This window comes from Saccharopolyspora griseoalba (assembly GCF_042665275.1).
In the GTDB taxonomy this organism is placed as follows: domain Bacteria; phylum Actinomycetota; class Actinomycetes; order Mycobacteriales; family Pseudonocardiaceae; genus Saccharopolyspora; species Saccharopolyspora griseoalba.
On record NZ_JBHTCJ010000007.1, the window covers coordinates 96,837 to 111,425 of the forward strand.

11 protein-coding genes are annotated in these 14,589 nt (G+C 72.3%); 5 read left to right on the plus strand and 6 right to left on the minus strand.

Features of this window, described 5'->3' with window-relative positions; genetic code table 11:
- Nucleotides 1-58: 58 nt before the first annotated feature.
- The 4 genes from ACFQRI_RS15140 to ACFQRI_RS15155 all read right to left on the minus strand — a co-directional run bounded on the left by ACFQRI_RS15140 (nt 59) and on the right by ACFQRI_RS15155 (nt 4,564).
- Nucleotides 59-1,228: an SGNH/GDSL hydrolase family protein gene (locus ACFQRI_RS15140; protein ID WP_380668931.1), complete on the minus strand. Its 1,170-nt coding sequence runs from the start codon at nt 1,226-1,228 to the stop codon at nt 59-61.
- Between the two features lie 87 nt (nt 1,229-1,315).
- Nucleotides 1,316-2,482: a MalY/PatB family protein gene (locus tag ACFQRI_RS15145; protein ID WP_380668933.1), complete on the minus strand. Its 1,167-nt coding sequence runs from the start codon at nt 2,480-2,482 to the stop codon at nt 1,316-1,318.
- A 61-nt stretch (nt 2,483-2,543) separates the two neighbouring features.
- Nucleotides 2,544-3,254, minus strand: coding sequence for a GNAT family N-acetyltransferase (locus ACFQRI_RS15150; protein WP_380669377.1), 711 nt, complete (start codon nt 3,252-3,254; stop codon nt 2,544-2,546).
- Nucleotides 3,161-4,564 (minus strand): Nramp family divalent metal transporter, encoded by a 1,404-nt coding sequence (locus tag ACFQRI_RS15155; RefSeq protein ID WP_380668935.1) that lies wholly within the window; start codon nt 4,562-4,564, stop codon nt 3,161-3,163. Before ACFQRI_RS15155 ends, ACFQRI_RS15150 begins: the two co-directional genes overlap by 94 nt.
- A gap of 369 nt (nt 4,565-4,933) precedes the next feature.
- On the opposite strand from ACFQRI_RS15155, the gene ACFQRI_RS15160 reads away from it, so the two are divergent.
- The 3 genes from ACFQRI_RS15160 to ACFQRI_RS15170 all read left to right on the plus strand — a co-directional run bounded on the left by ACFQRI_RS15160 (nt 4,934) and on the right by ACFQRI_RS15170 (nt 10,011).
- The gene (locus ACFQRI_RS15160; RefSeq protein WP_380668937.1) at nt 4,934-7,297 is read left to right on the plus strand and encodes a xanthine dehydrogenase family protein molybdopterin-binding subunit; all 2,364 of its coding nucleotides are present in this window, start codon (nt 4,934-4,936) and stop codon (nt 7,295-7,297) included.
- 297 nt (nt 7,298-7,594) lie between these two features.
- Nucleotides 7,595-8,938 (plus strand): MFS transporter, encoded by a 1,344-nt coding sequence (locus tag ACFQRI_RS15165; protein ID WP_380668939.1) that lies wholly within the window; start codon nt 7,595-7,597, stop codon nt 8,936-8,938.
- Nucleotides 8,939-9,192: 254 nt separating this feature from the next.
- The gene (locus ACFQRI_RS15170; protein WP_380668941.1) at nt 9,193-10,011 is read left to right on the plus strand and encodes an alpha/beta fold hydrolase; all 819 of its coding nucleotides are present in this window, start codon (nt 9,193-9,195) and stop codon (nt 10,009-10,011) included.
- Nucleotides 10,012-10,014: 3 nt separating this feature from the next.
- Here the strand turns inward: ACFQRI_RS15170 and ACFQRI_RS15175 are convergent, their stop codons facing one another.
- Nucleotides 10,015-10,467 carry an NUDIX hydrolase gene (locus tag ACFQRI_RS15175; RefSeq protein WP_380668943.1) on the minus strand — a complete coding sequence of 151 codons (453 nt, stop codon included), beginning with the start codon at nt 10,465-10,467 and terminating at the stop codon, nt 10,015-10,017.
- Nucleotides 10,468-10,533: 66 nt separating this feature from the next.
- On the opposite strand from ACFQRI_RS15175, the gene ACFQRI_RS15180 reads away from it, so the two are divergent.
- On the plus strand, nt 10,534-11,565 hold the full coding sequence (locus ACFQRI_RS15180) for a DNA polymerase IV (protein WP_380668945.1): 1,032 nt from the start codon (nt 10,534-10,536) through the stop codon (nt 11,563-11,565).
- 15 nt (nt 11,566-11,580) lie between these two features.
- Here ACFQRI_RS15180 and ACFQRI_RS15185 read toward each other — a convergent pair whose 3' ends face one another.
- Entirely contained in the window at nt 11,581-12,057 is a 477-nt protein-coding gene (locus ACFQRI_RS15185) for an Lrp/AsnC family transcriptional regulator (protein WP_380668947.1), read from the minus strand.
- Nucleotides 12,058-12,186: 129 nt separating this feature from the next.
- Here ACFQRI_RS15185 and ACFQRI_RS15190 point away from each other — a divergent pair, with 129 nt between their 5' ends.
- Nucleotides 12,187-14,490 (plus strand): transketolase-like TK C-terminal-containing protein, encoded by a 2,304-nt coding sequence (locus ACFQRI_RS15190; protein ID WP_380668949.1) that lies wholly within the window; start codon nt 12,187-12,189, stop codon nt 14,488-14,490.
- Nucleotides 14,491-14,589: the final 99 nt, after the last annotated feature.

Here is a 14,589-nt window from a genome sequence, read left to right on the forward strand (position 1 = left end):
GGATGCGACGGCCGCGTTCCATCGCGCGTTCAGCGCCGCTCCGGTCGCCGAGCAGGGCCTAGGCACGCGAACGCTGCGCCGTCAGCTGAACGCTGACGCACGACGTGCCGCTGATCTGCTCACCGGACGCGGCGAGCTCCGCCGCGTCCGTGGGGCGACCGGGCGTGAGCGCCATCCACGCGGCGATCTCGGACGACCAGCCGACGAGCTCGGCGTGCCCGGCTTCGCGACCCAGCTGAGCGGTCGCCTCGCGCCAGTTCTCCGCGCCCGCCGCGTTGCCCTCGTCGTAGGTCAGGCACGACACCAGCGCGGCAAGCCACCCGGACCGCACGAGGATCTCGCGGCGCCGGGCGAGCGAGAGACGCTTGTCGGTCATCGCCAGCGTGCGGTCCAACCACCACCGGGACTCGGCGAGCAGTTCGGCGGCATCGCGCACCGGGTAGTCGCGGCAGAGCCGATCCACCCGGCGGGCCAGCATCGCCCAGGTCGCTCGGAGGCGTCCGACCGGGTCAGGCGCGCCACCAGTTCGACCGCACCAGCGCAGGTGGTCCCAGCGGGTGGTGGGAACGCCGCCGGAGCAGGTCAGCGACACCTCGCCCGGGACCAGCAGGCCGAGTTCGGCGAGGCCGCCCGCGAAGGCCCTGGCCAGCAGCCGGTGTCCGAGCTCGGAGGGGTGCAGGCGATCCACGCTCCAGGCCGACGGGTGGTAGGCGTCGGGCAGGTGGTGCAGGTCCACGATCGCCGCGCCGTGGTCCTCGGCGACCTCGGTGAGGACCCGGTTGAGCGCCTCGATCCGCCGGTGCAGCAACCTCCGCAGCGGCCCCGGCAGGGGGAACACCCGCGCGTGGTCGTGGTAGCGGATGGTCACCACCGCCGCGCCGGAGTCGACCAGCGCGCGCACCGCGTGGTTGAGCTGCCACCACAGCGAGCGCGGGTCGAAGTCCGAGCGCATCGTGTCGTTCATGCCCACCATCACCACCGCGGCGTCCGGTTCGGCGCGCAGCGCGGCGGGCAGCTGGTGGCGCCGCAGGTCGGCCACCCGGGCACCGCTGGTGGCCAGGTTCGTGAAGCGGGCGGCTCCCGCCGCCTCGGCCAGCAGCGGCGCGAACCCGCGCCACCGCCTGCCGGCGATCGGATCACCCATGCCCGCGGCGACCGAATCGCCGAGGACCGCCAGGCTGCGTACTGGTCGCGGGCCGGGGCGCCCGGCCGTGATCGCGTCGTGCACGCGAACATCGTGAGCGCCGCACTTCCAGCTCCGGTAAGAGCGCGGTGACCAGTCGACGACCTGCGGGCGAAGAATCCGGTGCGCTGGTCAGCTCGGCCGGGCCCGCACCGCCTTGGCCATGGCCTGGACGGCCTGCTCCAGGATCGGCCGGGGCGTGGCGAAGTTCAGCCGGGCGTGCCCCGCGCCCTCGGCGCCGCAGGCCGGACCGTCGACTAGCACCACCCCGGCGTGCTCGTGGAAGAACTCCCCGGGGTGGTCCCCGATGCCCAGCTCGCGGAAGTCGAGCCAGGCGAGGTAGGTGCCCTCCGGCGGGGTGTAGCCCACGCCCGGCAGGTGCTCGTTCAGCATGTCGGCCAGCGCCCAGCGGTTGCCGTCGAGGTAGTCGAGCACCTCGGCCAGCCACGGCTCGCCGTGGCGGTAGGCCGCGGTGTTGGCCAGCACGCCGAGATTGGCCGCGCCGTGCGAGACCTGAGGTCCGAGCGCGGCGATCCGGTCCGCGTCGGCGTCGTTGGAGACGATCAGCTGCGCGCACTTGAGCCCCGGGAGGTTCCAGGCCTTCGACGCCGAGGTGGCGGTGATGGTGTGCCCCGCGGTCGTCTCCGACAGCGAGGCGTAGGGAACGTGCTCGTGGCCGGGGTGCACCAGCGGGGCGTGGATCTCGTCGGAGAACACCCGGCCGCCGTGCCGGTCCACGACCTCCCCGACCGCGCGCAGCTCCTCGGCGGTGAACACCCGGCCGAGCGGGTTGTACGGGTTGCACAGGACGAGCAGGCCGCCGCCCGCTTCGAAGGCCGCGTCCAGCGCGTCGAGGTCGAAGGCGGGCCTGCCCTCGGCGCGCGTCATCGGCACCGCGATCAGCTCGCGGCCGACCTGCCCCGGCACGTCCAGGAACGGCATGTAGGCCGGGGTCGGCAGGATCACCTTGCTGCCGGGCGCGCTGAAGTGCTCGATCGCCAGCTTGCAGACCTCCAGCACGTCTCCCATCGGGTGGACGCGCTCCGGCGGCACCTGCCAGCCGTGGTTGCGGTGCTGGAACTCCGCGCAGGCCAGCGCCATGTCCTCGGCCAGCTTCGGCGGCAGGTAGCCGAAGTTCGACGAGTCCACCCCTGCGTGCAGCGCCTCGAGAACCGGTGGGGCGGTGCCGAAGTCGGCCTCGGCCACCCACGCGCCCAGCGCGTCGCCGTGCAGCGTCCACTTGAGACTGCCCCGCGCGCGCAGATCGGCGACGGTGATGGAATCGAAGGCCTGGCCCACGGTCGGATCCCCTCCAAGGTTCGCGCTGACACCTCAACCCTGACCGCTGACCGCCCCCGGTTCAACCCCGCGCGCGCAGCGCGCAGACCTGCGCACGGGCGGTCACCTCAGCGGAGGGCTTCTCGAACCAGTACTCGGCGTAGGTGCCGCGGTTGTAGGCGGGGATCTCGGCGGAGCCGCGCTTGGCGTAGAGCCCTCGGGCTTCCACGAGGTCGTGCCGGGTGTCCAGGCGGATCGCGCGGTAGCCGAGCTCGCGGGCGCGCGACTGGGCGGCGACCACCAGGCGTCCGCCCGCGCCCAGCCCGCGGGCCTCCGGCCGGACGTAGAGGCGCTTGAGCTCGGCGATGCCGGGCTCCGGGGCGCGAACGCCCACGCATCCGCACGGGACGGAGTCCCGGTGCAGGGCGAGGAAGGAGCCGCGCGGTGGTTCCAGGCCGTCGTCGGGCTCCTCGGCGCGCGCGGCGGCGATGTCGGCGCCGGTCGCCGGTCTGCGGTAGTAGCGGGAGGCGAGTTCGGCGTAGTAGTAGCGCAGGATCGCGTCGGGGTCGGTCCGCCGATCGGGGTTTCGACGATGGCCCGGGTCTCGGTCACGTCTCGATTCTCGGTGCGCCGTCCGGCGAATTGCCGCTCGCGCGGGAGAGCGCCGATGTGCGGCGATCTCCCGCGCGAGCGGTGGGGTCAGCCGCCGGAGCCGGTGAAGACCTCGAAGAGGCTGTAGATGCCAAGCAGCGTGATGGCCACGCTGCTGATGGTCAGGACGGTGTTGAACCAGTTGCCGCCGCGCAGCTCCGGATCGACCTGGGTGTTGCGCAGGTACCAGGTCGCCACCACGACCGCGGGCAGGAAGATGCCGGTCACCACGCCGCCGATCTGCACCATCACCACCGGCGAGGAGATCGACAGGTAGGCCAGGCCCCACAGCGCCGGCAGAGCCACGGTGAACCCGCGGATCCACTTCCGCCGCGCGACGCCGTCGGTCCAGTCCAGCACGCCGAGGGTGGCCAGCACGTTGGTGTACATCCGCGACCAGCTCGGGATCGAGGCCCACAGCGTCGATCCGAGGACCGCGACCGCGCCGACCAGGAAGGCGACGGCGGCCCACTCGCCGATCACGTCGGTGTACATCCGGGACAGCACCGCGATCATCTCGTTGCCCTCGAGCACCATGCCCTGCGGGTTGAGCACCGACGCGCCCATGATGAAGAAGGCCAGCGTGCCGACCGTGTAGATCACCCAGGAGAGGAACACGTCCTTGTACATCACCCGGATCCAGCCGCGCGCCCGCCGCTTCCACTCGTCGCTGCCGTCGTTGGGGCCGACCCAGCGCGCGTAGCCCTTCTCCACGCACCAGTAGGTGTAGAAGGTGATCTCGTCGGCCCCGACGCCGGTGATGCCGAACATGGCCAGCGCCGCGCCGATCGCGCCCGCGGGGATGGCGAAGGTCAGCCCGCTGAGCACGTCGGTGCCGTCGTACGCGAACGGGGTGAACGGCAGGCCGAACGCGATGCAGATGGTGGCCACGGAGAACACCGCGACGAGCGCGAACGCGCCGCGCTCGATGAGGCTGTAGCGGCTGGAGTACAGCATCGCGATGCTGCCCACGACCACGATCGCGGTCCACACCGCCAGCGAGGTGGTGCTCATCGGATCGCCGCCGACCGGGATCAGCGTGCTGAGCGCGGTCGCGGTACCGCCGACGATCCCGCCGATCTGCAGGAACTTCGACAGCGCCATGATGATCCACAGCACGTTGATCCAGCCGATCCGGCCGAACTTCGGCGGTACTTCGTTGAACCCGGTCAGCGCGGGCTTGCCGGTCAGGATGGTCCAGCGCGCCAGTTCGGCCTGGACGGCGACCTTGACGGCCGTGGAGAGCACGACCATCCACAGCAGCACGAACCCGACCTTCGCGCCCAGCGCGGTGGTGGCGATGAGCTCCCCGGAGCCGACGATCGAGGCGCTGACGATCAGCCCCGGTCCGAGGTATTTCAGGCTGCCCTTCCAGCCGGTGGGCGGTTCTTTGATTCCGTCTGGGGTGAGGACGTACGGATCGGTGGTGGTGTCCGCGACGCTGCTGCTCATGACGCGCTCCTTTGCGCGGATTGTGCTTTTTCACGAATGTGAAATTCCGCTTATGGTTGTGAAAAGCTACCCACGCGAACAGGGGTGGTCAACGGCTCCGGCTAGCAAAGATCCGGCCCCGGGTAGTCGTCCGAGCGGGTGATATTAGCGAGTCGAAACCCGAACGGGGAGGCGGGCTTCCGCGCTCGGCGGCGGCGCAAGGTACGCCCTCGGACGAGGCGGGTCAACGGCCTCTTCGGGGGACGGTCCCGAACCGGTCGGGTCAATTTCCCTAGCGCGGGGAATTTCGCCCTCCGGGGCCGAGTTGAGTTCGCGACGCGGCGGCATTCGCGGCCGCCGAGGTCGCCCACTACGGATAGGGTTTCACGCATGGCGGGTTCATTGCTGGGGACTGAAGTCCAACGGGTCGAAGACCCGGATCTGCTGCGCGGGCGGGGTACCTACATCGGCAACCTCCGGCTCGACGGCATGCTGCACGTCGGTTTCGTGCGCTCACCACTGGCGCACGCCAAGATCGTCTCGGTGGACACCGGTGCGGCGGCCGCCGCACCCGGCATCGTCGGCGCCTACTCGGCCGCCGAGCTGGAGGTGCCGGCGCCGCCGCCGTTCATCCAGGTCGACGAGCGGGTGGTGCGGCCACCGCTGGCCGTCGACCGGGTGCGCTTCGTCGGGGAGCCGGTCGCGGTCGTGGTGGGGGAGGATCCCGTCGCGGTCGCCGACGCGATCGAGCTGGTCGACGTCGAGTACGACGAGCTGCCCGCGGTCGTGGACATGGAGCGGGCCATGGACCCCGGTTCCGAGCCGCAGTTCCCCGAGCTCGGCGGCAACATCGCCAGCGGCTACCGCGATCCCCGGGGCGCCTCGGTGCTCGACGGCGCCGAGGTCGTCGCGCGGGCGCGCATCGAGAACCAGCGCGTGGCGGTGGTGCCGCTGGAGGGCAACGCGGTGGCGGTCGAGCCCGGCGGCCCCGATCAGGACCACGACATCACCGTGCACGTGTCGACCCAGATGCCGCACGGCGTGCGCAGCGGGCTGGCGGCGGCCTTCGGCTTCGACGCCGAGCGGGTTCGGGTGAGCTCCCCGCACGTCGGCGGCGCCTTCGGCGGCAAGGCGGGGGCGATCCCGGAGCACGCGGTCGCCGTGGCGCTGGCGCTGCGGCACCGGCGGCCGGTGCGCTGGATCGAGGGCCGCTCGGAGAACATGCAGAGCATGCCGCACGGCCGCGCCCAGGTGCAGTACGTCGAGCTGGGGCTGCGCCGCGACGGCAGCATCGTCGGCCTGCGCTGCCGCAACATCGGCGACGGCGGCGCCTACGCCTGGTTCGGCGGATCGCTGGTGCTCGGGCCGACCCGGATGATGTCGCAGGGCGTCTACGACATCCCGCAGATCAGCTACGACGGCGCGATGGTCATGACCAACACGACGCCGGTGGGCGCCTTCCGCGGTGCCGGGCGGCCGGAAGCGGCCGCGATGCTCGAGCGGATGATCGACCTGGCCGCCGCCGAGCTGGACGTGGACCCGGTCGAGCTGCGGCGCAAGAACTTCCTCGCGCCGGAGAAGCTCCCGATGACCACGCAGGTCGGCGCGAACTACGACAGCGGCGACTACCGGCTGCCGCTGGACGAGGCCGTGCGGCTGGCCGGCTACCAGGAGCTGCGGGCCGAGCAGGCCCGTCGCATCGAGGCGGGCGAGACCGCGCTGCTGGGCATCGGGGTGAGCGCCTACGTGGAGATCACCGGCGGCGGCTCCGGTGATTACGCCGAGGTCGAGGTGCACGGCGACGGCGCGCGCATCAGGGTGGGCACCTCCGCGCACGGCCAGGGGCACGCGACCGCGTTCTCCATGATCGTGGCCGACACCCTCGGCATCCCGGTGGAGAAGGTCGAGTTCATCCAGTCCGACACCGCCGAGGTGCCGCGCGGCGAGGGGACCGGCGGTTCCCGCTCGCTGCAGATCGGCGGCAGCGCGGTGCGCGATGCCGGGGCCGAGGTGCTGCAGCGGGCCAAGGAGCTCGCCGCCGACCGGCTGGAGGCCGGCGTCGACGACATCGAGCTCACCGAGGCCGGCGAGCTGGGCGTGGCCGGGGTGCCGAGCGCGTCGGTGTCCTGGGCCGAGCTGGCCGAGCTCGCCGGTGCCGAGGGGCAGCGGCTGGCGGCCAGCGTGGACTTCGCCCCCGGCGGGGCGACCTTCCCGTTCGGCGCGCACGTCTCGGTGGTCGAGGTGGACGCCGAGACCGGCAAGGTGACCCCGCTGCGGCACGTCGCGGTCGACGACTGCGGCCGGATCCTCAACCCGCTGCTGGTGCGCGGGCAGCAGCACGGCGGCGCGGCGCAGGGGATCGCCCAGGCGCTGTGGGAGGAGGTCACCTTCGACGCCGACGGCAACCCGGAGACCGGGACGCTGGCCGACTACGCGATCCCCTCGGCGGCGGAGTTCCCGTTCTTCGAGGTGCACAACACCGAGACCCCGACACCGCACAACCCGCTGGGCGCCAAGGGGATCGGCGAGTCGGCGACCATCGGTTCGACGCCTGCGGTGCAGAACGCCGTGGTCGACGCGCTCAAGCATCTGGGCGTCCGCCACGTGGACATGCCGCTGACGCCGGAGCGGGTGTGGGAGGCGATCCAGCTGGGGCCGGAGGCGAGCTTCTGGCAGGAGCCGCCCGCGGCCTTCGGCTCGCTCGCGGAGCGCGGGGCCGACGCTCCGGACGACCCCGACGAGGCGGTCGTGTAGTTCGACGCGAGCACGAGCGGGGCGGGATCCGGCAACGGGTCCCGCCCCGCTCGCGTTCGTCCCCTTCTCTCATCACAAGTCCCGCGGCCGCGCGCCGGGACTTCTGATGAAAAAACGGGCGTCCCGGGCGGCGGGGCGTGCCGTCTCAGTGCGTGGGCGGGGCGGGTCGTCGTGGCGAGATGTGCTGGTAGCGCGGGGTGCGGTGGATCGCGCTGGAGGTCGTGTGCCCACTATGCGGGAGGGGTGTCTCGTCACGTGGTCGAGGCGAGTAAAGTCCGGATCCGTCCAATCGTGTGAATGAGGAGGTTCGGCGCCATGGCCGTCGGCCACGCCCCGGCAGCGGATGCGCGGGGATCCGAGCAAGCACCAAGGAACTCGACTCGGCAGGTCGTGCTCGCCAGCCTCGTAGGCACCTCCATCGAGTTCTACGACTTCTACGTCTACGCCACCGCCGCGGTGCTGGTGTTCCCGCACCTGTTCTTCCCCGAGGGCGACGGCATGGCCGCGACGCTGCAGTCGTTGGCGACCTTCGGCATCGCGTTCGTCGCCCGCCCGGTCGGCTCCGCGCTGTTCGGCCACTTCGGCGACCGCATCGGGCGCAAGGCGACGCTGGTCGCCTCGCTGCTGACCATGGGCATCTCGACGGTGATCATCGGCCTGCTGCCCGGCTACCAGCAGATCGGCGTCATCGCGCCGCTGCTGCTGGCGCTGTGCCGGTTCGGCCAGGGCCTGGGCCTGGGCGGCGAGTGGGGCGGCGCCGCGCTGCTGGCCACCGAGAACGCCCCGCGCCGCAAGCGCGCGCTGTTCGGCACGTTCCCGCAGCTGGGCGCGCCGATCGGGTTCTTCTTCGCCAACGGCCTGTTCCTGGTGCTGGCCGGGGTCATGGAGGACGGCGCGTTCCTGTCCTGGGGCTGGCGCATCCCGTTCCTGGTCTCGGCGGCGCTGGTGGTCGTGGGGCTGTGGGTGCGGCTGAGCCTGAGCGAGACGCCGGCGTTCACCAAGGTGCTGGAGCGCAACGAGCGGGCCAAGGTGCCCTTCGTGCAGGTCTTCCGGACCGACTTCAAGGCGCTGGTGCTGGGCACCTTCATCATGCTGGCCACCTACGTGCTCTTCTACCTGATGACGGTGTTCTCTATGGCCTACGGCACCGCGGAGGGCGGCCTGGGCTACTCGCGCACCGCGTTCCTGCAGATGCTGATGGTCGGCGTCGTGTTCTTCGCCCTGACGATCCCGATCGCGGGCCTGCTGGCCGACCGCTTCGGCCGCCGCGTCCCGCTGGCGATCACCACCGGCGTGATCATGGTCTTCGGCCTGCTGATGGGGCCGTGGTTCGGCACCCACTCGACGGTGGCCACGGTGCTGTTCCTGATCACCGGGCTGGCTCTGATGGGCTTCACCTTCGGCCCGATGGGCGCGCTGCTGCCGGAGCTGTTCCCGGCCGCGGTGCGCTACACCGGCGCCTCGGTGTCCTACAACGTGGCGAGCCTGCTGGGCGCCTCGCTCGCGCCCTTCATCGCCACCTGGCTGGCCGACTCCTACGGCCTGGGCTGGGTCGGGGTCTACCTCTCGGTGGCCGCGGCGATCACCCTGATCGCGCTGCTGGCCAGCAGGGAGACCAGGGAGACCGCGCTGGACTCCTGATCACCGCGCCGAGGCCCCGGTTCCGCCCGGAACCGGGGCCTCGCGCTATTCGCCGACGGCGCCGTCGATGGCCTCGCGCAGCAGGTCGGCGCCGTGCCGGGCGTGCTCCTCGATCACGTGCAGCACCGGGCACCGCAGCGAGCGAGCAGCATCGCGCGCTCGGCAACCGAAATCACCGGGAACTCGGGGCGCTCCGCGGGATATGGTCCGCGGTGCGCAGCCCGGTGCGGGTGCTGGGCGGGAGGGAGACCGCGATGCGGTGGGAACTGGCCGAGACCTACGAGTCCGCGCACGGCGCGGTCCGCTGGGGACACCTCGGGGAGGGAGACCCGGTCGTGCTGCTGCACGGCACGCCCTTCTCCTCCTACGTCTGGCGCGACGTGGCCACCGCGCTCGCGGCCCGCTACCGGGTGCACTTCTGGGACATGCCCGGTTACGGCCGCTCGGAGAAGCGCGCCGGTCAGGACGTGTCGCTCGCCGCGCAGCAGGAGGTGTTCACCGGGCTGCTGCGGCACTGGGGCCTGGAGCGGCCGCGCGTGGTCGCCCACGACTTCGGCGGCGCGGTGGCGCTGCGCAGCGCGCTGCTCGACGGGGTCGGCTACCGCAGCCTCGCGCTGCTCGACGCGGTCAGCGTCCGGCCGTGGGGATCCGATTTCTTCCGCCTGGTCAACCGCGAGTCCGAGGTCTTCGCCGCGCTGCCCGCGCACCTGCACGAGGCCCTGGTCCGGCGCTACATCGCCACCGCCGCGCACCGCGAGCTGCGCGCCGACGTGCTCGACGCGCTGACCGAGCCCTGGCTGGGCGAGGAGGGCCAACCGGCCTTCTACCGGCAGATCGCCCAGGCCGACGAGCGCTACACGCGCGAGGTCGAGGACCGCTACGCCGAACTGGACCACCCCGTCCTCATCGCCTGGGGCGAGCAGGACGGCTGGTTGCCCGCCGAGCGCGGCCGCGATCTGGCCCGGCGCATCCCGCACGCGCGGCTCGAATGGGTTCCCGACGCCGGTCACCTCGTGCAGGAGGACAACCCGGCCCGGGTCGCCGCTCTGCTCGCCGAGTTCCTGGCGGGCTGAGCGTCAGCCCAGGCGCTCCAGCAGGCGGTCGACGAAGGCGACCTGGGCGGGGTTGAGCTTCTCGCGGGCGGTCTCCGGGTCGCACCACAGCGCCCGGTCGACCTCCGGGAAGGCCTGCCTGCGGCCGGATCGGGGCGGCCACTCGATCTCGAAGTGGTTGCTGCGCAGCGCGTCGACGTCGAACTCGCCCTCGGCGGCCCAGGCGGTGACCAGCTTGCCGTTGCGCTGCTTGACCTCGCCGAGCTCGATCAGGTTCGCGTCCGGCGGGCGCGTGCCGGTCTCCTCGGCGAACTCGCGCAGCGCCGCGGCTCGCGGGTCCTCGTCGGGCTCGTACTCGCCCTTGGGGATCGACCAGGCCCCGGCGTCCTTCTTGCGGAAGAACGGCCCGCCCGGGTGCACCACCAGCACCTGCGGGCCGGGGCGGTACAGCAGGATCCCGGCGCTGCGCTTGCTCATCCGTCGAGTTTGCAGCATCCCGGCCGCGCCGGGCGCGGATCCTGGCGCGCGCGGGCGTTTCCGACGATGCTGAGCGGCGTGGAACGGGTGGTGCTGCACGTCGACCTGGATCAGTTCATCGTCGCCGTCGAGCTGCTGCGCCACCCCGAGCTGCGCGGACGACCCGTCCTGGTGGGCGGCAGCGGTGATCCGAACGAGCGCGGGGTGGTGGCGGGCGCCTCGTACGAGGCGCGCGAGCGCGGGGTGAAGTCGGGAACGCCGCTGCGCACGGCCGCCTCGCGGTGCCCGGAGGCGGTGTTCCTGCCGTCCGATCGGGACACCTACCTGGCCGCCTCGGCGGAGGTGATGGGCGCGCTGGGCGAGCTCGGCGGGATCCTCGAAGTCGCGGGCTGGGACGAGGCGTTCATGCTGGTCGACACCGAGGACGCGCACGAGACCGCGCGCGTGGTCCGCGAGCACGTGCGCGAGCGCACCGCGCTGCAGTGCTCGGTGGGAATCGGGGACAACAAGCTGCGCGCCAAGCTCGCCTCCGGCATGGCCAAGCCGGCCGGGGTGTTCCGGCTGGACGTGGGCAACTGGGTGGAGGTGATGTCCGAGCGGCCCACCGACGCGCTGTGGGGCGTGGGCGGCAAGACCGCGGGGAAGCTGGCCGCGCGCGGGATCGCGACGGTCGCCGACCTGGCCCGCACCCCGATGGACGAGCTGGCGGGGGAGTTCGGCAAGAACATCGGGCCGTGGCTGGTGGCGCTGGCGCACGGCTACGACTCCAGCCCGGTCACCGACGAGCCGTTCCGCGCCCGCTCGCACGGCCGGGAGGTCACCTTCCAGCGCGACCTGCGCGAGGTCGAGCCGGTCCGCGCGGAGATCACCCGGTTGTCCCACCAGGTCGCCGAGGACCTCGCGGCCGACGAGACGCTGGCGCGCCGGGTGGTGGTCAAGGTCCGCGACTCCCGCTTCGGCACGCACACCCACGGCGTGGCCCTGCCCGAGCCCACGCGCGAGGCCGCGCCGATCGAGCGGGCCGCGCAGCGCGCCCTGGACCGCTTCCCGCTGGACCGCCCGATCCGCCTGCTCGGCGTCCGCGCGGAGCTGGTGTGACGGTGCAGAGCTGCGTCAGGTCCCGGTGGTGGCGCGGTGCAGCAGGGGAGTCAGGCGGTAGGGGACCAGGGTGTGCATGGACAGCGAGAAGTGCGTGCGCTCGACGCCCGGCGTGTTGAGGATCTGGCCGGCGATCCGGTAGAGGTCGTCGGCGTCGACCGCGACGACGCGCACCAGCAGGTCCGATTCCCCGGTGAGGCCGAAGACCTCCACGACCTCCGGGATCTCGGCCAGCGATTCGGCCAGGGCGTCGAGCATCTGCTGGGTGACCTGCACGGTGATGAACGCCGAGAGCGGGTAGCCGAGGCTGGCCGCGTCGATGCGGCGTTCGAACGAACCCAGCTGCGGCTCCAGCTTGGCCAGCCTGGCCTGCACCGTGTTGCGCGACATGCCGACCTTCTCGGCCAGCGCCACCACCGTCGCCCTCGGGTCCTCGCGCAGCGCCAGCAGCAGCCGCACGTCGGTCTCGTCGAACTCCTGGGCACTGGGCAATCTGTTCACCTCCGCGCCGAGCTCCGCCACCCCTGGTGCGCAGATTGCGCAAATTCGCACCCGGTACTTGTGCAGTGATTGTGCGCTTGGTGTTCTTCTGGGCGCAATGTGGCAACGCGAGGAGGCGTGATGACGAGCGTGGTGCCTGCGCGCACGGAACGAGCGGACCTGCGCGAGGTCGAGCAGCGGGTGCTGTGGCTGTCGACCGCGATGATCGACCACGCCAACCGGGTGCGGCCGAACAACTCGGGGCTCAAGGTCGGCGGGCACCAGGCGTCCTGCGCCTCGCTGGTGACGATCATGACCGCGCTGTACTTCGAGCACCTCACCGCCGCCGACCGGGTCTCGGTCAAGCCGCACGCGTCCCCGGTGCTGCACGCGATCAACTACCTGCTGGGAAGGCTCGACGAGAAGCACCTGACCACGCTGCGCGAGTTCGGCGGGGTGCAGAGCTACCCGAGCCGGACCAAGGACCCCGACCCGGCCGACTACTCCACCGGTTCGGTGGGCATCGGCGCCACCGCCCCGATCTGGGGCGCGATCGCCCGCCGCTACGTCGACACCCACGGCGGCGGCGCGGGCACCGGGCGCCAGTACTCGCTGCTGGGCGACGCCGAGCTCGACGAAGGCGCCTGCTGGGAGGCGATCCTGGACCCGACGGTCGCCGATCTCGGAGAGGTCGTGTGGATCGTCGACCTCAACCGGCAGTCGCTGGACCGCGTGGTCCCGGGCATCGCCGCGAACCGGCTGCAGGGCATGTTCGAGTCGGCCGGGTGGCAGGTGCTCACCCTCAAGTACGGGAACCTGCTCGAAGAGCTGTTCGCCCGCCCCGGCGGCCCGGAGCTGCGCGAGCGCATCGACTCGATGCCCAATCCGGAGTACCAGCGGCTGCTGCGCTGCGGCGCGGGCGAGCTGCGCGAGCGAATTCCCGGCGGGGACGCCGCGATCGAGCGACTGGTGTCCGAACTGGACGACGAGACGCTGGTGGCGGCGATCCGCAACCTCGGCGGCCACGACCTGGGAGCGCTCGACGGGGCGTTCCGGGCCATCGACGACACCCGCCCCACGGTCATCTTCGCCTACACCATCAAGGGCCGCGGGCTGGCCACCGAAGGCCACCCGCAGAACCACGGTTCGCTGCTGGAGGCCGACCAGATGCGGCAGCTGGCCGCGCAGGTCGGCGCCGACCTGCAGGACCCGTGGCGGAAGCTCACCCCCGGCAGCGAGGCCGCGCGGCGCTGCCAGGACGCGGCGTCGAGGCTGCGCAGGCGCGAGCGCGCGCGGGTGAAGCCGCCGCGGCTGCCGGTCGACATCGGTCGCACGCCCACCGGGACGACGACCACCCAGGCCGCGCTGGGCCGAACGCTGCTGGACCTGACCCGATCCGCTCCGGAGGCCGCCGAGCGCGTCGTGACGCTGTGCCCGGACGTGAGCTCGACGACCAACCTCGGCGGCTGGCTGAACAAGGTCGGCGTGTGGTCGCCGACCGAGCGGCCGGACTGGTTCGCCGACGATCGCGAGACGATCCTGCACTGGAAGGAGCGTCCCGCGGGCCAGCACATCGAGCTGGGCATCGCCGAGACCAACCTGGTCGGCCTGCTCGGCGAGCTGGGCTCGACCTGGAGCCGCTGGGGCCAGCCGCTGCTGCCGATCGGGGTGGTCTACGACTGCTTCCTCGGGCGCGCGCTGGAGCCCTGGTCGTTCGGGGTCTACGGCGGTGGCCAGTCGATCCTGGTCGGCACGCCCTCGGGCGTGAGCCTGGCGCCGGAGGGCGGCGCGCACCAGTCGGTGCACACCCCCTCGATCGGGCTGGAGCAGCCCGGCGTGACCAGCTACGAGCCGGCCTTCGCCCAGGACGCCGAGTGGTGCCTGCTGGAGTCGATGTCCCAGCTCGGCAAGCCGGACGGGTCCTCGGCCTACCTGCGGCTGTCCACCCGGCCGGTCGACCAGTCGTCGGCCGCGGTGCCCGCCGACCCGGCCGCCCGGGAGCGCCGCCGCAAGCAGGTAGTCGGCGGCGCCTACCCGCTGCGCAGGCACGACGACCCGCAGGTGACGCTGGCGGCGATGGGCGCGGTGGTGCCCGAGGCGCTGGCGGCCGCGGATCGCCTGCAGGAGCAGGGGATCGGGGCCGACGTGGTGTGCGTGACCAGCCCGGACCTGCTGTTCCGCGCGGTGCGCGCGCGGCAGGGAGCCGGGGGCGAGGCCGGGGTGCTCGACCAGGTCTTCCCGGCGCACCGGGCGCGGCCGATGGTGACCGTCCTGGACGGCCACCCGCACGCGCTGGCGTTCCTGGCCGGGATCAACGGGGTGCGCGCCGCGCACCTGGGGGTGAGCTCCTTCGGCCAGTCCGGTTCGCTGGAGGACGTCTACCGGCACCACGGCCTCGACGCCGACGCGATCATCCGGGCGGCCCTCGACCTCACCGACGCCTGACCGGCCCGCGCAGCGCAGTTCGGCCGGGATCCGCACCCCGAACGGGAGCGCGGTTCCCGGCCGAACCGCTGACGCTCACCGGGTTCTCCGGCTGTTCGC

What these genes read in the sequence shown, in the direction of transcription:
- ACFQRI_RS15165 (WP_380668939.1), top strand. Translation starts at nt 7,595, where the DNA reads ATGAGGAGGTTCGGCGCCATGGCCGTCGGCCACGCCCCGGCAGCGGAT.
- ACFQRI_RS15175 (WP_380668943.1), bottom strand. Translation starts at nt 10,467, where the DNA reads ATGAGCAAGCGCAGCGCCGGGATCCTGCTGTACCGCCCCGGCCCGCAG.
- ACFQRI_RS15155 (WP_380668935.1), bottom strand. Translation starts at nt 4,564, where the DNA reads ATGAGCAGCAGCGTCGCGGACACCACCACCGATCCGTACGTCCTCACC.
- ACFQRI_RS15190 (WP_380668949.1), top strand. Translation starts at nt 12,187, where the DNA reads ATGACGAGCGTGGTGCCTGCGCGCACGGAACGAGCGGACCTGCGCGAG.
- ACFQRI_RS15170 (WP_380668941.1), top strand. Translation starts at nt 9,193, where the DNA reads ATGCGGTGGGAACTGGCCGAGACCTACGAGTCCGCGCACGGCGCGGTC.
- ACFQRI_RS15180 (WP_380668945.1), top strand. Translation starts at nt 10,534, where the DNA reads ATGCTGAGCGGCGTGGAACGGGTGGTGCTGCACGTCGACCTGGATCAG.
- ACFQRI_RS15160 (WP_380668937.1), top strand. Translation starts at nt 4,934, where the DNA reads ATGGCGGGTTCATTGCTGGGGACTGAAGTCCAACGGGTCGAAGACCCG.